The organism is Chryseobacterium foetidum, assembly GCF_025457425.1.
Lineage (GTDB): Bacteria > Bacteroidota > Bacteroidia > Flavobacteriales > Weeksellaceae > Chryseobacterium > Chryseobacterium foetidum.
Map to the genome: position 1 here is coordinate 1,022,457 of NZ_JAMXIA010000001.1, position 15,582 is coordinate 1,038,038.

Here is a 15,582-nt window from a genome sequence, read left to right on the forward strand (position 1 = left end):
CTACGCAAAAACATTGCGCAATCAGGCAATTACTTTGCATTATGAAAATGACGAAACAGTTTTAAAAAGTCGAATCACCCGCAGCCCGACCTGAGTGGAGCTCTTTTTGTGTAACGAAGTGGAGCAAAAAAGCGGGAACGGAGAGCATAAATGAGGAAAAGCGAAGGCTTTATCGAAATTTACGAACGAAGTTCAGAGCTGCCCAAATAAAAAAAATTAAACAATAAATTATGAACACAATCAACGGAAATCACCTTATCGAATTAGGTTTCAGACCATCAAAATGGTTCAACGAAGCCATCCAACATATTAATGAAAACCAGCTCACTGAAAGCGAGATGAAAATATACCTTGAACAGTTCAGATCACCGGATCCGATTCCTCTGCATGCTGAGCCGAAAGATTTTATCATCAACATTCGTCCGGAACATGAGAATGAGATCGACAATGTGGAAAAAGTCATCAACACGATGAAAGTTCTGATGAAAACGCCTCCCCTAATCAGCGGAGCCATTATGCCCGATGCCTGCCCCACAGGTCCTGAAGGTCAGATTCCCGTTGGCGGAGTGGTCGTAGCGAAAAACGCCATTCATCCCGGATTTCACTCTGCAGATATCTGCTGTTCGGTAATGCTGACCGACTTTGGAAAGGCCGATCCCAAAGAAGTTTTGGACGCTGCCCATTCCATAACCCATTTCGGATACGGCGGAAGACCCAGAGGCGAACAGATGCCCATGTCTCAGGAACTGATGGATGCTTTCAGAGAAAATTTCTTCTTAAATGACGAAAAACTCATCAGCATTGCCCGTTCGCACATGGGAACGCAGGGCGACGGTAACCATTTCCTTTTTGTAGGAACATCAAAAAACACCGGAAACACAATGATGGTCACCCATCACGGTTCAAGAGCTCCGGGCGCCGCGCTGTACGATAAAGGAATGAAGGTAGCCAACCGTTTCAGAATGGAAATCTCCCCTGAAACCCTGAAAGAAAACGCATGGATTCCCTACGAAACCGAGGAAGGACAATCTTATTGGGAAGCTTTGCAGCTGATCAGAGCATGGACAAAAGAAAACCACGAAGCCATTCATAATGCCGTTTTGGAAAAACTGCATACCGAAAAACAAAACAGATACTGGAACGAACACAACTTTGTTTTCAAAGACGGAGATTTGTTTTACCATGCAAAAGGAGCAACGCCTCTGGACGATAAATTTATGCCCGACATCACCGGACCAAGACTGATCCCGCTGAATATGGCAGAGCCCGTTTTGATTGTTCAGGGAAAAACCAATGAGAGAAACTTAGGTTTTGCACCCCACGGCGCCGGAAGAAATTTCAGCAGAACCCAGCATAAAAAATCATTGGCCCACAAAACCATTGAAGAAGTGTTCGCCGAAGAAACCGCAGGTCTAGACATCCGTTTCTTCACCAACGACATCGATATCTCCGAGTTGCCAACCGCCTACAAAAGCGCCAAAAACGTCAGAGCCCAAATTGAAGAATACGGTCTGTGCGAAGTGCTGGATGAAGTGATGCCTTACGGATGTATTATGGCAGGTGATGTGCAGAAAAATGCGCCGTGGAAGAGGAAGAAGAAGTTTAGAAAATAGTAGGTTTTTGTTAAACATCTTAAAAATCTTCACAAAGTTTGTCATTCCGTGGGAATCTAAACAAATACATTTTTTTTGCAGAGATTCCTACGGAACGATAATTATAAAATTTAAATAAGTAAAAAAATGACACCAAAAATATTAGAAAAACTCAAAGAGACAGAGGCAAAAAGAAACATAGAAATATTGCTTGCCGTAGAATCAGGAAGCCGCGCATGGGGTTTTGCGTCTCCCGACAGCGATTATGACATACGGTTTATATATCGACACGACAAAGACTGGTATCTTTCGCCATGGGACAAAGATGAAACCATAGAATTCATGACCGAAGACGATCTTGACGGTTCCGGATGGGATCTGAGGAAGACTTTTCATCTTCTTTTGAAATCCAATGCAGCATTGCTGAGTTGGTTTTATTCTCCAATCGTCTATGTGAAAAACGAAAAATTTTATGATCTTTTTAAACCTTTGGCTGATGAAGCATTTTCGCCGATAGCGGTTTCTTACCATTATCTGAGCATGAGCAAAAAATATCTCGAAGCATGCCGGACAGATGAAGTAAAATTGAAATCTTATTTTTATTGTCTGCGAACTGCACTGACCGGAAAATGGATATTGGAAAAAGGAACAATACCGCCGGTTTTGTTCAGCGAACTTCTCGTCTTAGTGGATGATTTTACAAGAACCAAAATAGAAAATCTGGTCGCCTTAAAATCTACAAAAGGAGAATCTTATTTTCATGCAAATGATTGGGAGTTGTTTGGTTTTTTGGAAGCCATGATAAAAGATAATGACGAAAGAGCGAAAAGTTTGGGTGCAGGGAAAACGGACAAAAATAAGATGGAGAGGGTTTTTAGGGAAATATTGTTATATTAGATTTTTAACAAATGCTTAAATCTCATTCTATTTAAAAAATCATGTACTTACCAAATACTGACATAAAATTTCACACTTGCATTGAAGGAAATATTTTTGAAATTAAAGATATATACATTTGGTCTTTGAATAGATATATTGGCTCCAAAGAAAAAGATCCATTCTTTTTTGCAAGCTTTGTGAAACCTGTAGAAGATTTTGGTAATGGAATTTCTGCAGAAAAAATAATTATCAAAACTCAATGAAAGTAATATTTTTGATTTTGATTATACACCACGAGAAAAAGACACCTTGTATATAAGTTTCCATGCAAAAAACAGACGGGAATATAAACACTTTGAGTTAATTTTTAGAGATAATACTTGGCAAACTGGTCTTAACCCGCGTTATGTCAGTGTCACTGAAAACATTGCAAGAGGTGAAGTGAAAGTTGTTAACATTGATAAAAATTTATTTTTAAAACATTGTGAAGAAATAAAAATCAATTACTGACTTGAGATTCCTGAATCCATCAAGGTAAAATGTATAAATCAGAACGAAGATTCGCAGCTTCCTATTTATAGTGCGATTAAGAATTTTAAAGGATATAAGGTTTTCTTTGATTCTATTTTTATTGAAAATATTACTGAAAAGTACTTCCAAAAATTTTCAAAAGATGAAAATTCAAATATCTTGCAGTCTTTAGTAGATAAAGCACAAACTCAATTTTCGCTATCCGACAAAAAATTCATCTCGGAAAAGGTGGATTTTTCTTTCCTAAACGAATGTCTTACTAATTTTGAAAGTTACCTTGATTGTTTATTTATTACGATTCCTTTAAAAGAGGATGTGTATATAATCACTGATGGACGCCTACACCTTGAGGAAATTATTTCAAAAGGTAAACGTAAAACGCATTTCATAAATAAAGCTCAAAAACTAAACTATGAAGTATTTAGCTTAAAAAGATATACTTAATGACCATCCAAGACCTCAAAAACAAAAATCTTCTCCTCTTCCAAGCCATCTCCGGAAGCCGCTCGTTCGGGCTCGCCACGGAAAATTCAGATACAGACATTAAAGGGGTTTACTATTTGCCAAAAGAAGATTTTTTTGGTTTAAATTATATCCCGCAGATTTCTAATGAGACGAATGATATTTCGTATTATGAAATCGGGAGATTTGTAGAATTGCTTCAGAAAAACAATCCAAATATTCTGGAAATTCTGGCAAGTCCAGAAGACTGTATTCAAATTAAGAATCCTTTGATGGATTTGTTTAAGCCTGAAGATTTCCTGTCGAAATTGTGCAAAGACACATTTGCCGGTTACGCTATTTCTCAGATAAAAAAAGCAAAAGGACTCAATAAGAAAATTTTAAACCCAATTGAAAAGGAAAGAAAATCGATTCTTGATTTCTGCTATATTTTAGAAAATAACAGTTCTGTTCCATTGAAAAAATGGCTTTCAGAAAACGGAAAAGTTCAGGAAAAATGCGGTTTGGTAAGCATCGACAACACCAAAGGAATGTTTGCTCTGTTTTATGATGAATTGGGAGATTTAAATTATAAAGGAATCATCCAGAACGAAGAAGCCAATCAGGTTTCCGTATCATCAGTTCCGAAAGGTGAAAAATGTATCGCCTACTTATTTTGCAACCTCGATGCCTACTCCACTTACTGCAAAGATTACAGAGAATACTGGAAATGGGTTTCAGAAAGAAACGAAGACCGCTACAACGTCAACCAAAATCACGGACAAAACTACGACAGCAAAAATATGATGCACACGATTCGTCTTTTGCAGTCTTGTGAGCAGATTTTTAAAAACAGTTCATTAAATATCAGAGTCGATAACCGTGACGAACTGTTAGACATCAAAGCCGGAAACTGGTCGTATGAAAAAGTTTTAGCGAAAGCAGAAAATTTAATAAAATCAATCGACCATTACCATTCCATCTCAAAACTCCCTGAATATCCTGATAGAGATAAAACCACAAAAATTTTAGTGGAAATAAGATAAAATTTATATTCGCATTAAACATAGCAAAGAGAAAAACTTACCATTGATATTTTAATTCGTGTTCAAAATAAATTTCTAAATTTACTTTCAAATAAAAAAAACACTGATATGAATTTCGACGATAAGTTTAGCAAAGATTTCGAAGAACAATTCCAGAAACACCTTCAGGCAGTAAGAGGCATTTCTCCTGAAGATTTTGAAAAAATAAAACAAAACCTGCAGATCGTTTTTAAATTATTAGAAAAATTTAAAAACAAGCCGGATAAAACACCCGAAGATTTAGAACAACTGGCTGCCATAACTTCCAGACTAAAACCTCTTTTGCAAAATATTGAAGATATAAACCTGATTTTAGGAGAAAGTTTAAACAGGCAGTCCATCGCTTATTATGAGAATGTCAAAAAACTGGCGAAGGAAGGAGACAAAGAAGCTGAGAAAATTTATCTTGATCTAAAAATGTATTTTGAAAAATTTGATCCTAATTGATCGAGTTACCAACCGCCTACAAAAGGCTCCGCTGGTGCGAGCGTCACGCTCGTACCCATTGCCCGTAGATAAAGAGGACACAAGCGAGACGCTTGCGCCAGCAAAATAGCTAATATTAAACCATAGCTTCCATTAATTCCACAAAAAAAGAGCTTCAAAACTGAAGCTCTTTCTGTATGATTAATCCAAAGATTATTTCACGATTTTGATATCGATAGCTGAAAAACCTTTTGGCGATCTTTCCTTTTCGTAAGAAACTTTATTTCCTTTTTTCAAAATTTCGGTCGCGTTGTTGGAGTGGAAGAATACATTTTCCTTGGAACGGTCTTCGGTAATGAAACCGTAACCCTTCTCACTGAAAAACGTTACAATTCCTGTCTTTCTCAGTTCCTCCTCCTCTATCGGAGCTGCCCCCAGCTGAATATCATCAAGACTGATCTCGATTTTTTCTCTGTTTTCAGGTGGTACAGAAGTAAGCTGACCGTTTTCGTCAACATACATCAACATATCGTCAAGGCTTTTCCCCTTATCATTATTGTCCTTGCGGTCTTCGCGACGAAGTGCTTTCTCTTTTAATTTTGCCTGTTTTTTCTTAAAGTTTTCTTTTTTTGAAAAAGAATCTGCCATATATATTTTAAAATTTATTTGTTACTGATGAGGTTAAAGATAGAATTTTTTTCCGGATTCTACCACGTTTCCGGCCAGATACTTTGCAGAAGTGCATCATTAAGGTATTCTGTTGTTTTCAGTAGTGATAAAAGATTGCCTGTATCAATATTTTTTTGAGGAATAAACCGGCATCTGAAATGTGAAACTGAGAGAAAAAAATAAATGCCCAAAACTTTTCTTTAGCAAAAGCTGTAAACATTCAGTTAATCACTCTGCAAATATACAACAAATATTATTGGAAAACAGCTTCATAATAACTTTTTAGTTTTCAATAACTTATCATTGAGATTTGAAAAATCTATAATTGCAACTGAAATTTTGTTGATGAACGTCAGTTTTCCGTGCAGTCAATTGAATTCAGATTCATCTAAATAATTTTATTATCTTCAACACTGAATATTTTAAATTAAAATAAGCCATGGGAAAAATCATTTTTACAATACTTCTTTTCAGCCTTACCACAATAAGCGCGCAGACCATCGAATCATCAAGCCGAAATACAACAGGTTACATCAAAAGCGACGGAACAATAGAAAGCAGCAGCCGCTCGACGTTGGGATATATTAAAAATGACGGCACTATCGAAAACAGCAACCGAAGCACGATTGGTTACATTAAAAGTGACGGGACGATAGAAAATAAAAAGCGTTCAACCGTTGGTTACGTTAAAAAAGACGGAACAGTGGAAAACAGCAGCCGCTCAACAATCGGTTACATTAAAGATGATGGAACCGTAGAAAACAGTAGCCGTACGACGATTGGCTATGCAAAAGGCATCAGAAAAGAATGGGCAGCAGTGGCATTTTTCTTTTTTAACTTTGACTAATCATCCGCTTCCGGAAAAAAACTTCTTCTCCTTAAAACCTTCAAGCTTTTTGAAAGCTTGAAGGTTTAATTTTTACACAAAAAAACCACCGAAATTCGGTGGTTTAGTATTGATAAGATGATTAATCTTGTGGTTCGTTCAAAGGCTTATGTTCGCCCGGTTGATCTCTTCCTTCAGGATTTAATTTACCTTCAGGTCTTGCAGGTCTGTCAGATCTGTTTTGACCTTCCGGTCTCGGACCTCTCTGCTCACCTTCTTTCTTTTCAGGTCTTGGTGGTCTTGGCAATAAAACTTTTCTTGAAAGTTTCATTTTTTTACGGTCATCATAACCCATAAATTTCACCTCAACCTGATCACCTTCATTGTAAGGAACTTTATCAAGTCTTGCCCACTCGATTTCAGAGATGTGAAGTAATCCTTCAGTACCTTTAGCAATCGCTACAAAAGCTCCGAAATCCATCACTTTTACTACTCTTCCCTGGTACACTTCACCTACAACCGGTACGAAAGTAATCTCGTTGATTTTTGCAATCGCCTCGTTGATTTTCTCTCTGCTTACACCTGAAATTTCTATTCTACCGATTTCGCCAACTTCTTCAATTGCGATAACAGTATCAGTATCTTTCTGCATTTGCTGAATGATTTTTCCACCAGGTCCGATTACAGCACCAATGAAATCTTTGGAGATTTCCATCATCACCATTTTCGGAGCGTGAGGTTTCACATCTTCTCTTGGTGCAGAAATAGTTTCATTTAATTTATCAAGAATATGTAATCTTCCGTCTCTTGCCTGTAGAAGGGCTTTTTCCATGATTTCCATAGACAATCCCTGAACTTTGATGTCCATCTGGCAAGCGGTGATTCCATCTGCTGTTCCGGTTACTTTAAAGTCCATATCTCCCAGGTGATCTTCATCACCCAAAATATCAGAAAGTACAGTGTATTTCCCTGACTTTACATCAGTTACCAATCCCATTGCAATACCTGAAACCGGTTTCTTGATTTGAACACCCGCATCCATCAATGCTAAAGTTCCTGCACAAACAGTCGCCATAGAAGATGAACCGTTGGATTCCAAAATATCAGAAACAATACGGATGGTGTAAGGATTTTCTTCCGGAATCATGTTTGCCAAAGCTCTCTGAGCCAGGTTTCCGTGACCAACTTCTCTTCTTGAAGTTCCTCTTAAAGGACGCGCTTCACCAGTTGAGAACGGAGGAAAGTTATAATGAAGGAAGAATCTTTCGTCATAATTCACCATTACGCTGTCTACCATGTTCGCATCTTTTACTGAACCTAAAGTTACAGCCGTTAAAGACTGAGTTTCACCTCTTGTAAAGATTGCAGAACCGTGCGCTCCAGGTAAATAATCAATTTCAGACCAGATCGGGCGAATAGTCTGAGGATCACGACCGTCTAGACGGATTTTATCATTGATAATCATCTGACGCATCGCTTCTTTTTCCACATCGTGGAAGTATACTTTAGCGAAAGGAGTTACTCTTTCAAGCTCTTCAGCATGCTCTACATACTGCGCTAAAAATTCAGCCAAAACAGCTTTGAATTTCTCACCTCTCTCCTCTTTTCCAGAAGGAATTTTAGCTACTTCGTATACTTTATCGTATGTTTCTTTCCACACTTTCTCGCGAATCGCTTCGTCGTGATTTTCGTGGCTGTATTCTCTTTTTGGGAATGATTTGCCTACTTTTTCAGCCAATCTTTCCTGAGCTTCAACCTGTTTTTTGATTTCTTCGTGAGCAAAAGTAATCGCTTCAAGCATTTCTGCTTCAGTGATTTCCTTCATTTCACCTTCCACCATTACGATAGAATCTTTGGTTGCACCTACCATAATGTCAAGGTCAGCCAGTTTAAGATCTTCATAATTAGGATTGATCGCTAATTTCCCGTCGATTCTTACTACTCTTACTTCAGACATTGGTCCGTTGAAAGGAATATCTGTGATTGCAATCGCTGCCGAAGCTGCAAGACCTGCCAAATCATCAGGAATTGACTGTCCGTCATAAGAAATCAATGAAATCATCACCTGTACTTCCGCGTGGAAATCTTCAGGGAATAATGGTCTTAGAACTCTGTCTACCAAACGCATTGTCAGGATTTCCTGATCTGAAGGTCTGGCCTCTCTTCTGAAAAAGTTACCGGGAATTTTTCCACCTGCGTAGAATTTCTCTCTGTAATCTACTGTCAATGGTAAGAAATCTACACCATCTTTTGCTTCTTTGCTGGCTACCACAGTTGCTAAAAGCATTGTGCCACCGATTTTTACTACAACAGAACCGTCAGCCTGTTTTGCCAGTTTTCCTGTTTCTAAAGTGATCTCTCTGCCGTCTGCAAGAATGATCGTTTCTGTAATTGCTTGAGGTATACTCATAAATTGTTTTGTGTTGCACTCCGTATTGAGTGCTTTAATTATTATATTTCGTCTAAAATGTGGTGCAAATTTAAGGTATTATTTGTTATAATGTCCTATTTTATAGATTTAAGAATCGATTTATAGGTTTTAAAGTTTTAAATCTCAAATATCTGCATTTACTTTCTGTTTTTCTTTTTTGAAATGGTGTATCCTAACTTCCATTCCAAGTAATTGGCAATATGAAAATTGTAGGCATTGATCCCGAATGACGCAAACAACCGGTCTGTAATCTGATACTGCAAACCTATTTTCTGAAAGAAAATATCTTTGTCATACTGTCTTGTTTTCTTGAATGGATAAACTCCTGCACCAATGTTTACGTATAGTTTCCCGATCATCAGCCGGTACGTCGGGATGATACTTAACAGCATTCTGTCATTTGAAAATCTTTTTTTCTCATACAAAGTACTGTCCTGAACATAAGATGTGTGATTGTACTCGCCATCATAAGTAATACCGACGCCCAGACCATAGGCAGATTTATCTGAATACTGATGCATATAAAGTGCGTCGGCACCAAATACATTGTATTCGTAGCCCTCATAGTACTTCAGATCAAAGCGGTTTTCACCCTGATAAAAGGAGTCTTTTCTTCCGCCAAAAACAGAAAATTCCAAAGTGTTGTATCTTTCGACCGCTTTGTACACGGTATCGGTTTCAATGGGTTTGATTCTTTCAGGATAATAAATAAGGCTGAGTTGCCCTGCAGCCATGTTCAGACCTTTATTGGGGATTTTGGTAGCACCGTTGGAAAGATGATTGAATTTTAGATTTAAACCAACATCAAAATGCTCATCCAGTTCGTAATGCAGTCCCGTAGACAGACCGATGTACATATTTGTTTTGGAACCGATAGAAATATTGTAATACTGATTGTCAAAATCGAAATAATTTGAATTAAAAGAAATCCCGAAATTAATTCCGTACATCCATTTCAGTCTGTTCCACTGGTTTATTCTGGCGTTGTAAATTCCGTAAAAACCATAAGGACTACCCATGTCTTTTCCCTTCAAAAAATCTAAAGCAAAAACACCGAAACCGATTTGAGGATAATTGTAAAGCTTCTCCCAATCTCTGCTGCCGTCGGTCTGTTTCAAAAACTGCACGTTATATCCTGAAAATGCCTTGTGTCGGTAAAAATTCAGGGACTCGTTGGTGGGAATAATTCCGCCGTATTCTCCTGTTGCCGCGAATGCCCATCTATGAGGCTTCAAACTGTCGTTTTCCTGTGAAAACACAAAAGCATTTGAAAACAGCAGGATGAAGAAAATATAAAATCTCTGGAACACGGGCATTTTATTTTGAAAGTGGCAAATTTAATGATTAGGATTTAAATAAATTCTAAATTTTTCTCAGTTTTAAAATTAAATCCACAAAAAAAGCAACCTCTTTCGAAGTTGCTTATGTTTTAGACTATCGCTAAGATTATTTTCTTAATCCTAATTCAGCGATGATCGCTCTGTATCTGTTGATATCTTTTTTCTTAAGATAATCAAGTAAGCTTTTTCTTTTACCTACCAATTTTACCAAAGATCTCTCAGTGTTGAAATCGTGACGATTTGCCTTCAAGTGCTGAGATAAGTGGTTGATTCTAAAAGTAAATAAAGCTACCTGTCCTTCAGCGCTTCCTGTGTCTGTTGCAGATTTTCCGTGCTTTGCGAAAATTTCTGACTTTTTTTCTGTTGTTAAGTACATTCCAATATTGTTTAATGATTATTATGTAACGGGTGCAAAAGTACAACATTTTTTTGAATCAGAAAAGCTGATTACAACTTTTAGCTTTCTGATAATAAAAAGACTATTAAAATTATCAAAAAAACATCTCTTATCTCACTAAAAGACAGTATTTTTGTGTTCATAAATGAGAAAAGAATTATTATTTAGCCTGATCCTGATTTTAGCACTGAAAACCTACACAATTTCAGCGCAGAAAAACCATGACACTCAAAACATTCTCTACTTCAATCCCGAGGTGGAACCTGATATCGAAGAGATAAAGGAACCGACAAATCTTGCATTTTTCAGTGCAGTTTCTGATCATATCAGCACGCATAAAAAAAGAAAAATGATGAAAACCGAAACTCAGTTACCATTTGAAACTGCCGATCAGAAAACAATCTCAGACTATGCCGTAAACAATGATGCCGATTTTGTAACGGTTTCTAAAGTGAAATACTTCAAAGTAGGTCTCGGAAAATATGTATTTTCCAATCAGGTGATTGTCAGCATGAAACTTTTCGATAAAGATGGAAATCTAATTACAGAATCTTCTTACGATACCTACAGAAAGAATATGAGGATGCTGGGTTCTGCCGAAAATTCCATTAAAATAGGGACAGCCGGAGCCTTAAAAACCATCTTCAAAAATCTCAGAAAGCTGAAACCCTTAGCAGAAACCGACATTTAAAGTTTAATAAATCCTTAAATTTAGGCGGTTCTTCGTGTAGTTTTAAAATTTGATTTATTTTTGCATAGCAAAAATTTCTATTTTGAATCAATCTGACGAACTTATCTTCAACCCTGCCGACATCGCCGAAACCCTCAGCGGACTGCCCGCTGACGAAAGACTGTTGGCATTCCTGAAAGTTCCGAAAGAGTATAAAGCAGATGTTTTTTCGCATCTTGACCCTGATTTTCAGGAAGAAACCATCCGAAGCATCACAAGTGCCGAGGTTTCTGAAATCCTGAATGCGATGACTCCGGATGACAGAACTTCCCTGTTTGAAGATTTTCCCGATGAGCTCATCAAATATTCCATCAACCACCTGAATCCGCAGGAAAGAAGAATTGCCCTGAAGCTTTTGGGCTACGATTCTGATTCCATTGCGCGTTTGATGACGCCTTATTACATCCAGATCCGAAAAGAATGGACGATAAAAAGATGTCTTCAGCAAATAAAGAAAGTTGGAAGCAGGGTAGAAACGATGAATTATCTTTACGTGGTTGACGAAAGAAACCGTTTGATTGACGATATCGCATTGGGAAGTTTGCTTTTGGAAGAAGAAGATACTTTAATTTCAGAAATTACTGACAATCATTTTGTTGCGATCACAACAACCACATCAAAGGAAGATGCAGTGCAGTATTTTGAAAAATATGACCGTGCTGCTCTCCCGATTGTTACGGAAGCTGGAGTTTTGGTTGGAATTGTGACGATTGACGATATTTTAGATCAGATTGAATCTCAAAACACCGAAGACATTCAGAAATTCGGGGGTGTGGAAGCTTTGGATGATCCGTATATTCAGACGCACTGGTGGGAAATGATTAAGAAAAGAGGGCTTTGGCTGATTGTACTTTTCTTTTTACAGTTAATTACCGCTTCCGTGATGGGTTTCTACGAAAATGAAATTGAAAAAGCAGTCGTTTTGGCCTTATTTATTCCATTGATTATTTCAAGTGGAGGAAACTCTGGTTCGCAGGCAGCAACTCTGATTATCCGTGCAATGGCATTACAGGAAATCACAATAAAAGACTGGTGGATTGTGATGAAGAAAGAACTTCTAACCGGAATTATTCTGGGAACTTTCCTCGGTGTGATCGGGTTTTTCAGAATTATGATCTGGCACAAACTCGGATGGTTCGATTACGGCGATTATTGGTTTTTTATCGGCATCAGCGCAGGAATTTCTTTGGCGATGATTGTACTTTGGGGAACAATTTCGGGCTCGATGGTTCCTTTTATTCTGAAAAAATTTGACCTTGATCCTGCCACCTCATCGGCACCTTTTGTAGCGACTTTGGTAGACGTCACCGGATTAATTATCTACTTTACCATCGCAGCAATGTTTTTAACCGGAAAACTTTTGTAATTTTAGGCATCATCTAAAATTATTCAATGAAAGTAGTTTCTCTTGTTCCCTCAATCACCGAGGCTTTATTTGATTTGGGTTTAACGGAAAATGAAATTGTCGGAAGAACAAAATTCTGCATTCATCCCAAAGAAAAAGTGAAAAATGTAGAAATCATTGGTGGCACAAAAAATCTTAATCTGGATAAAATCAAAAGTTTACAACCAGACATTATTCTTGCCAACAAAGAAGAAAATGTGAAAGATCAGGTTGAGGAGCTGATGAAGGATTTTAAAGTAGTAGTAACCAATATCGAAAATATTGAAGACAATTATTATCTCCTGAAAACTCTCGGAAATCTTTTTAATAAAGAAGAAAAAGCACAACAGTATAATCTGAAAATTTACGATGTGCTACAGAATTCAAAAATAAATTCTCCCATAAAAGCAGCTTATCTGATCTGGAAAAATCCTTACATGACGGTTGGTTCAGATACTTTTATAGATAAAGTTTTAAAGGAAATCGGATTTGAAAATTTATTTGAAGATCGAAAGCGCTATCCTGAAATTACAGTTGAAGATTTAGCAGATGCGGATGTCATTATGCTTTCATCAGAGCCTTTTCCGTTTAAAGAAAAACATATTTTGGAGCTGAAAGAGTTTTATCCTGACAAGAAAATCATGATTGTGGACGGCGAAGCATTTTCATGGTACGGAACGCACATTGCGAAGTGTGAGAATTACTTTAAAGAATTGATTTCAGAATTTAATTAAATTGAAATTAGATTTTTAAAGAAAATTAAAATTTGACATCACTCTTCAGGGCTTTCAAACGACAATATTTTTCAATAAAATAATCTAAGAAAACTGAATTTAGATTTGGGCTAAGTCCAATGATACATCGAAAATTACAAGCGGATGAAAGTCGGTTTCTATTCATAAAAAAACTCAGACCGAAATCTGAGTTTATATTTTTAAATCGAAATGAGATCGAATTACAAAATCTTAGAAACTTCATTACAAAGCCATTCCAGAAGTTCTCTGTCGGCGTCTGTGAAAGGATCTACAGTGTGAGAATCGATATCAATCTGTCCTACGTTTTGTCCGTCTTTGAAGATTGGAACTACGATTTCTGCTTTGGTATCAATGGAACAGCTCAGATAATTGCTTTCTTCGTTCACATCCGGAACTACGAAAGTTTCGTTTGAAACCGCTACCTGACCGCAGATTCCTTTTCCGTAAGGAATGATGGTGTGGTCGGTTGGTGCACCTACATAAGGACCCAATTTCAGTTCATCCTTATCCCCGTTTTTGAAGTAAAAACCAGTCCAGTTGAAATAGGAGATTTCCTGATCCAAAAGATGACAAACTTTCTCCAGTTTCTCTTCGGTATTATGTTTCGGACTTTCAAGAATAGACGAAAGTCTCTTTTTTAATTCTGACATTATTTTATATTTTATGAGAATTGTTTTAGTGAAAGTTCTTTTTTGTATCCAAACATACTTCTTTCCTTAATCATTTCAGCAACACCTTCCGGTACCTGATTCTCCCAGCCTTCGATGTTGCACGTAATTTTTCTGAGGATTTCCCTTGAATAAATTTCCAGAAATTCAGGGTTGAAGTTTTCGATGTCTACAATTCTGTTGTTGGTTTTGAAATATTTGTAAAGTTCCTTCAGATTATCACCAACTTTCAGTGTGGTTGAATTAAGAAGTTCCTGTGTTTCAGGATCTTTGTAAGGATAAAGATAAACACGCATTCCGTTTCTGAAGAATTTACCGAATGCCTCGAGAATTCCTCCTGAAAGATTTTTGTAATACTTCTCATCAAATACCATCAACAGGTTGTTTACACCCATCGCCACGCCGATATCGCCGGTTGTGTAAGCCGAGAAGTAATCGATAAGTCTGTAATATTCTGAGAAGTTTGAAATGATAACCGTGTACCCTAATTTCCCTAAAACATCTACTCTGTCGAGGAAATCTCTTTCATCGATATCTCCGTCTGCACGCAGGTTTGAGATGGTAATTTCAATAAAAATTTCGGTCTGTTCCTGAGTACACTGAGAATCTTTCATAAACATTTCGATACCGCTTTTCAGCATGTCAATATTTACTTTAGTTACAGGTCTGAAACTTCCTCTTACCGCAAAAATATTTTTCTTGTACAAAAGATCTGCAGGAAGCATATTATTTCCCTCAGAATTGAAAACAACAGCATCTGTCATTCCGTTTTTCACGAGTTGAAGGGACATCAAACGGTTGTCTACATAATCGAAAACAGGTCCGCTGAAATCAATCATATCAATTTCAAGATTGTCTTTTGCAATATCGTCGTAGAGAGATTCAATTAAATTTCTTGGATTGTCAGAATATTTATAGGCTCCGTAAATCAGATTAACTCCAAGATTACCAAGCGTTTCCTGCTGTAAAGTAGCATCATTTTCTTTAAATTTAACATGAATGACGATCTCATTATACTGAGCATCCACTTCACTCTGAAAACGGATTCCCACCCAGCCGTGGCCTTTTAAAGTTTTATCAAAATTAATCGTGGTAACGGTGTTGGCATAAGAAAAATACTTTCTGTTGGGATGGTTTTCCCTTGAAATACGCTCCTCAATCAATGCTACCTCATAACGGAGCATTTTCCTGAGACGGTTTTGGGTAACATATCTGTTTTTAACCTCTTTACCATAAATCGCATCACTGAAATCCTTATCGTAAGCCGACATGGCCTTTGCGATGGTAGACGACGCTCCTCCTGCTCTGAAAAAATGCCGAACGGTCTCCTGCCCTGCTCCAATTTCTGCGAAAGTACCATAAATAGTAGGATCTAGATTAATTGTCAATGCTTTTTGCTTGGGCGTAAGTTTCTGATACATTAGGACG

16 protein-coding genes are annotated in these 15,582 nt (G+C 37.3%); 10 read left to right on the forward strand and 6 right to left on the reverse strand.

What is annotated here, in order from left to right:
* The first annotated feature begins 230 nt into the window (after nucleotides 1–230).
* The 6 genes from NG809_RS04870 to NG809_RS04895 all read left to right on the forward strand — a co-directional run bounded on the left by NG809_RS04870 (nucleotide 231) and on the right by NG809_RS04895 (nucleotide 4,975).
* Nucleotides 231–1,613, forward strand: coding sequence for an RtcB family protein (locus NG809_RS04870; RefSeq protein WP_262148570.1), 1,383 nt, complete (start codon nucleotides 231–233; stop codon nucleotides 1,611–1,613).
* Nucleotides 1,614–1,739: 126 nt separating this feature from the next.
* Nucleotides 1,740–2,489 carry a nucleotidyltransferase domain-containing protein gene (locus NG809_RS04875; protein ID WP_262148572.1) on the forward strand — a complete coding sequence of 250 codons (750 nt, stop codon included), beginning with the start codon at nucleotides 1,740–1,742 and terminating at the stop codon, nucleotides 2,487–2,489.
* A gap of 41 nt (nucleotides 2,490–2,530) precedes the next feature.
* A complete protein-coding gene (locus tag NG809_RS04880) occupies nucleotides 2,531–2,734 on the forward strand; it encodes a hypothetical protein (RefSeq protein WP_262148574.1) in 204 nt (67 codons plus the stop codon).
* 427 nt (nucleotides 2,735–3,161) lie between these two features.
* Complete coding sequence (locus NG809_RS04885; RefSeq protein ID WP_262148576.1) at nucleotides 3,162–3,446, forward strand: hypothetical protein; 285 nt, start codon at nucleotides 3,162–3,164, stop codon at nucleotides 3,444–3,446.
* Complete coding sequence (locus tag NG809_RS04890; protein WP_262148577.1) at nucleotides 3,446–4,489, forward strand: nucleotidyltransferase domain-containing protein; 1,044 nt, start codon at nucleotides 3,446–3,448, stop codon at nucleotides 4,487–4,489. The genes NG809_RS04885 and NG809_RS04890 overlap by 1 nt, the downstream gene beginning before the upstream one ends.
* Nucleotides 4,490–4,597: 108 nt before the next feature.
* Nucleotides 4,598–4,975, forward strand: a complete 378-nt coding sequence (locus NG809_RS04895) for a hypothetical protein (RefSeq protein WP_262148578.1) — start codon at nucleotides 4,598–4,600, stop codon at nucleotides 4,973–4,975.
* 192 nt (nucleotides 4,976–5,167) lie between these two features.
* Here the strand turns inward: NG809_RS04895 and NG809_RS04900 are convergent, their stop codons facing one another.
* Entirely contained in the window at nucleotides 5,168–5,602 is a 435-nt protein-coding gene (locus NG809_RS04900) for a cold-shock protein (RefSeq protein WP_262148579.1), read from the reverse strand.
* Nucleotides 5,603–6,062: 460 nt separating this feature from the next.
* Here NG809_RS04900 and NG809_RS04905 point away from each other — a divergent pair, with 460 nt between their 5' ends.
* Complete coding sequence (locus NG809_RS04905; protein WP_262148580.1) at nucleotides 6,063–6,470, forward strand: 5-fold beta-flower protein; 408 nt, start codon at nucleotides 6,063–6,065, stop codon at nucleotides 6,468–6,470.
* Nucleotides 6,471–6,591: 121 nt separating this feature from the next.
* Here the strand turns inward: NG809_RS04905 and NG809_RS04910 are convergent, their stop codons facing one another.
* From NG809_RS04910 to rpsO, 3 genes are all read right to left on the reverse strand, one after another.
* A complete protein-coding gene (locus NG809_RS04910; RefSeq protein ID WP_262148581.1) occupies nucleotides 6,592–8,859 on the reverse strand; it encodes a polyribonucleotide nucleotidyltransferase in 2,268 nt (755 codons plus the stop codon).
* A 158-nt stretch (nucleotides 8,860–9,017) separates the two neighbouring features.
* Nucleotides 9,018–10,196: an acyloxyacyl hydrolase gene (locus NG809_RS04915; protein WP_262148582.1), complete on the reverse strand. Its 1,179-nt coding sequence runs from the start codon at nucleotides 10,194–10,196 to the stop codon at nucleotides 9,018–9,020.
* A gap of 130 nt (nucleotides 10,197–10,326) precedes the next feature.
* Complete coding sequence (rpsO, locus tag NG809_RS04920; protein WP_056036093.1) at nucleotides 10,327–10,596, reverse strand: 30S ribosomal protein S15; 270 nt, start codon at nucleotides 10,594–10,596, stop codon at nucleotides 10,327–10,329.
* Nucleotides 10,597–10,762: 166 nt separating this feature from the next.
* Here rpsO and NG809_RS04925 point away from each other — a divergent pair, with 166 nt between their 5' ends.
* The 3 genes from NG809_RS04925 to NG809_RS04935 all read left to right on the forward strand — a co-directional run bounded on the left by NG809_RS04925 (nucleotide 10,763) and on the right by NG809_RS04935 (nucleotide 13,465).
* Nucleotides 10,763–11,308, forward strand: coding sequence for a pyruvate decarboxylase (locus NG809_RS04925; RefSeq protein WP_262148583.1), 546 nt, complete (start codon nucleotides 10,763–10,765; stop codon nucleotides 11,306–11,308).
* 82 nt (nucleotides 11,309–11,390) lie between these two features.
* A complete protein-coding gene (gene mgtE / locus NG809_RS04930) occupies nucleotides 11,391–12,713 on the forward strand; it encodes a magnesium transporter (protein ID WP_262148584.1) in 1,323 nt (440 codons plus the stop codon).
* Nucleotides 12,714–12,739: 26 nt separating this feature from the next.
* Complete coding sequence (locus tag NG809_RS04935; RefSeq protein ID WP_262148585.1) at nucleotides 12,740–13,465, forward strand: ABC transporter substrate-binding protein; 726 nt, start codon at nucleotides 12,740–12,742, stop codon at nucleotides 13,463–13,465.
* 221 nt (nucleotides 13,466–13,686) lie between these two features.
* Here the strand turns inward: NG809_RS04935 and NG809_RS04940 are convergent, their stop codons facing one another.
* Both NG809_RS04940 and NG809_RS04945 read right to left on the reverse strand, forming a co-directional pair.
* Nucleotides 13,687–14,136, reverse strand: a complete 450-nt coding sequence (locus tag NG809_RS04940) for a GAF domain-containing protein (RefSeq protein WP_262148586.1) — start codon at nucleotides 14,134–14,136, stop codon at nucleotides 13,687–13,689.
* A gap of 11 nt (nucleotides 14,137–14,147) precedes the next feature.
* Nucleotides 14,148–15,575 (reverse strand): TonB-dependent receptor, encoded by a 1,428-nt coding sequence (locus NG809_RS04945; RefSeq protein WP_262148587.1) that lies wholly within the window; start codon nucleotides 15,573–15,575, stop codon nucleotides 14,148–14,150.
* Nucleotides 15,576–15,582: the final 7 nt, after the last annotated feature.

Coding starts and splice junctions, on each gene's coding strand:
- NG809_RS04905 (WP_262148580.1), top strand. CDS start 6,063: ATGGGAAAAATCATTTTTACAATACTTCTTTTCAGCCTTACCACAATA.
- NG809_RS04890 (WP_262148577.1), top strand. CDS start 3,446: ATGACCATCCAAGACCTCAAAAACAAAAATCTTCTCCTCTTCCAAGCC.
- NG809_RS04880 (WP_262148574.1), top strand. CDS start 2,531: ATGTACTTACCAAATACTGACATAAAATTTCACACTTGCATTGAAGGA.
- NG809_RS04910 (WP_262148581.1), bottom strand. CDS start 8,859: ATGAGTATACCTCAAGCAATTACAGAAACGATCATTCTTGCAGACGGC.
- NG809_RS04895 (WP_262148578.1), top strand. CDS start 4,598: ATGAATTTCGACGATAAGTTTAGCAAAGATTTCGAAGAACAATTCCAG.
- NG809_RS04935 (WP_262148585.1), top strand. CDS start 12,740: ATGAAAGTAGTTTCTCTTGTTCCCTCAATCACCGAGGCTTTATTTGAT.
- NG809_RS04875 (WP_262148572.1), top strand. CDS start 1,740: ATGACACCAAAAATATTAGAAAAACTCAAAGAGACAGAGGCAAAAAGA.
- rpsO (WP_056036093.1), bottom strand. CDS start 10,596: ATGTACTTAACAACAGAAAAAAAGTCAGAAATTTTCGCAAAGCACGGA.
- NG809_RS04915 (WP_262148582.1), bottom strand. CDS start 10,196: ATGCCCGTGTTCCAGAGATTTTATATTTTCTTCATCCTGCTGTTTTCA.
- NG809_RS04940 (WP_262148586.1), bottom strand. CDS start 14,136: ATGTCAGAATTAAAAAAGAGACTTTCGTCTATTCTTGAAAGTCCGAAA.
- NG809_RS04870 (WP_262148570.1), top strand. CDS start 231: ATGAACACAATCAACGGAAATCACCTTATCGAATTAGGTTTCAGACCA.
- NG809_RS04900 (WP_262148579.1), bottom strand. CDS start 5,602: ATGGCAGATTCTTTTTCAAAAAAAGAAAACTTTAAGAAAAAACAGGCA.
- NG809_RS04925 (WP_262148583.1), top strand. CDS start 10,763: ATGAGAAAAGAATTATTATTTAGCCTGATCCTGATTTTAGCACTGAAA.
- NG809_RS04945 (WP_262148587.1), bottom strand. CDS start 15,575: ATGTATCAGAAACTTACGCCCAAGCAAAAAGCATTGACAATTAATCTA.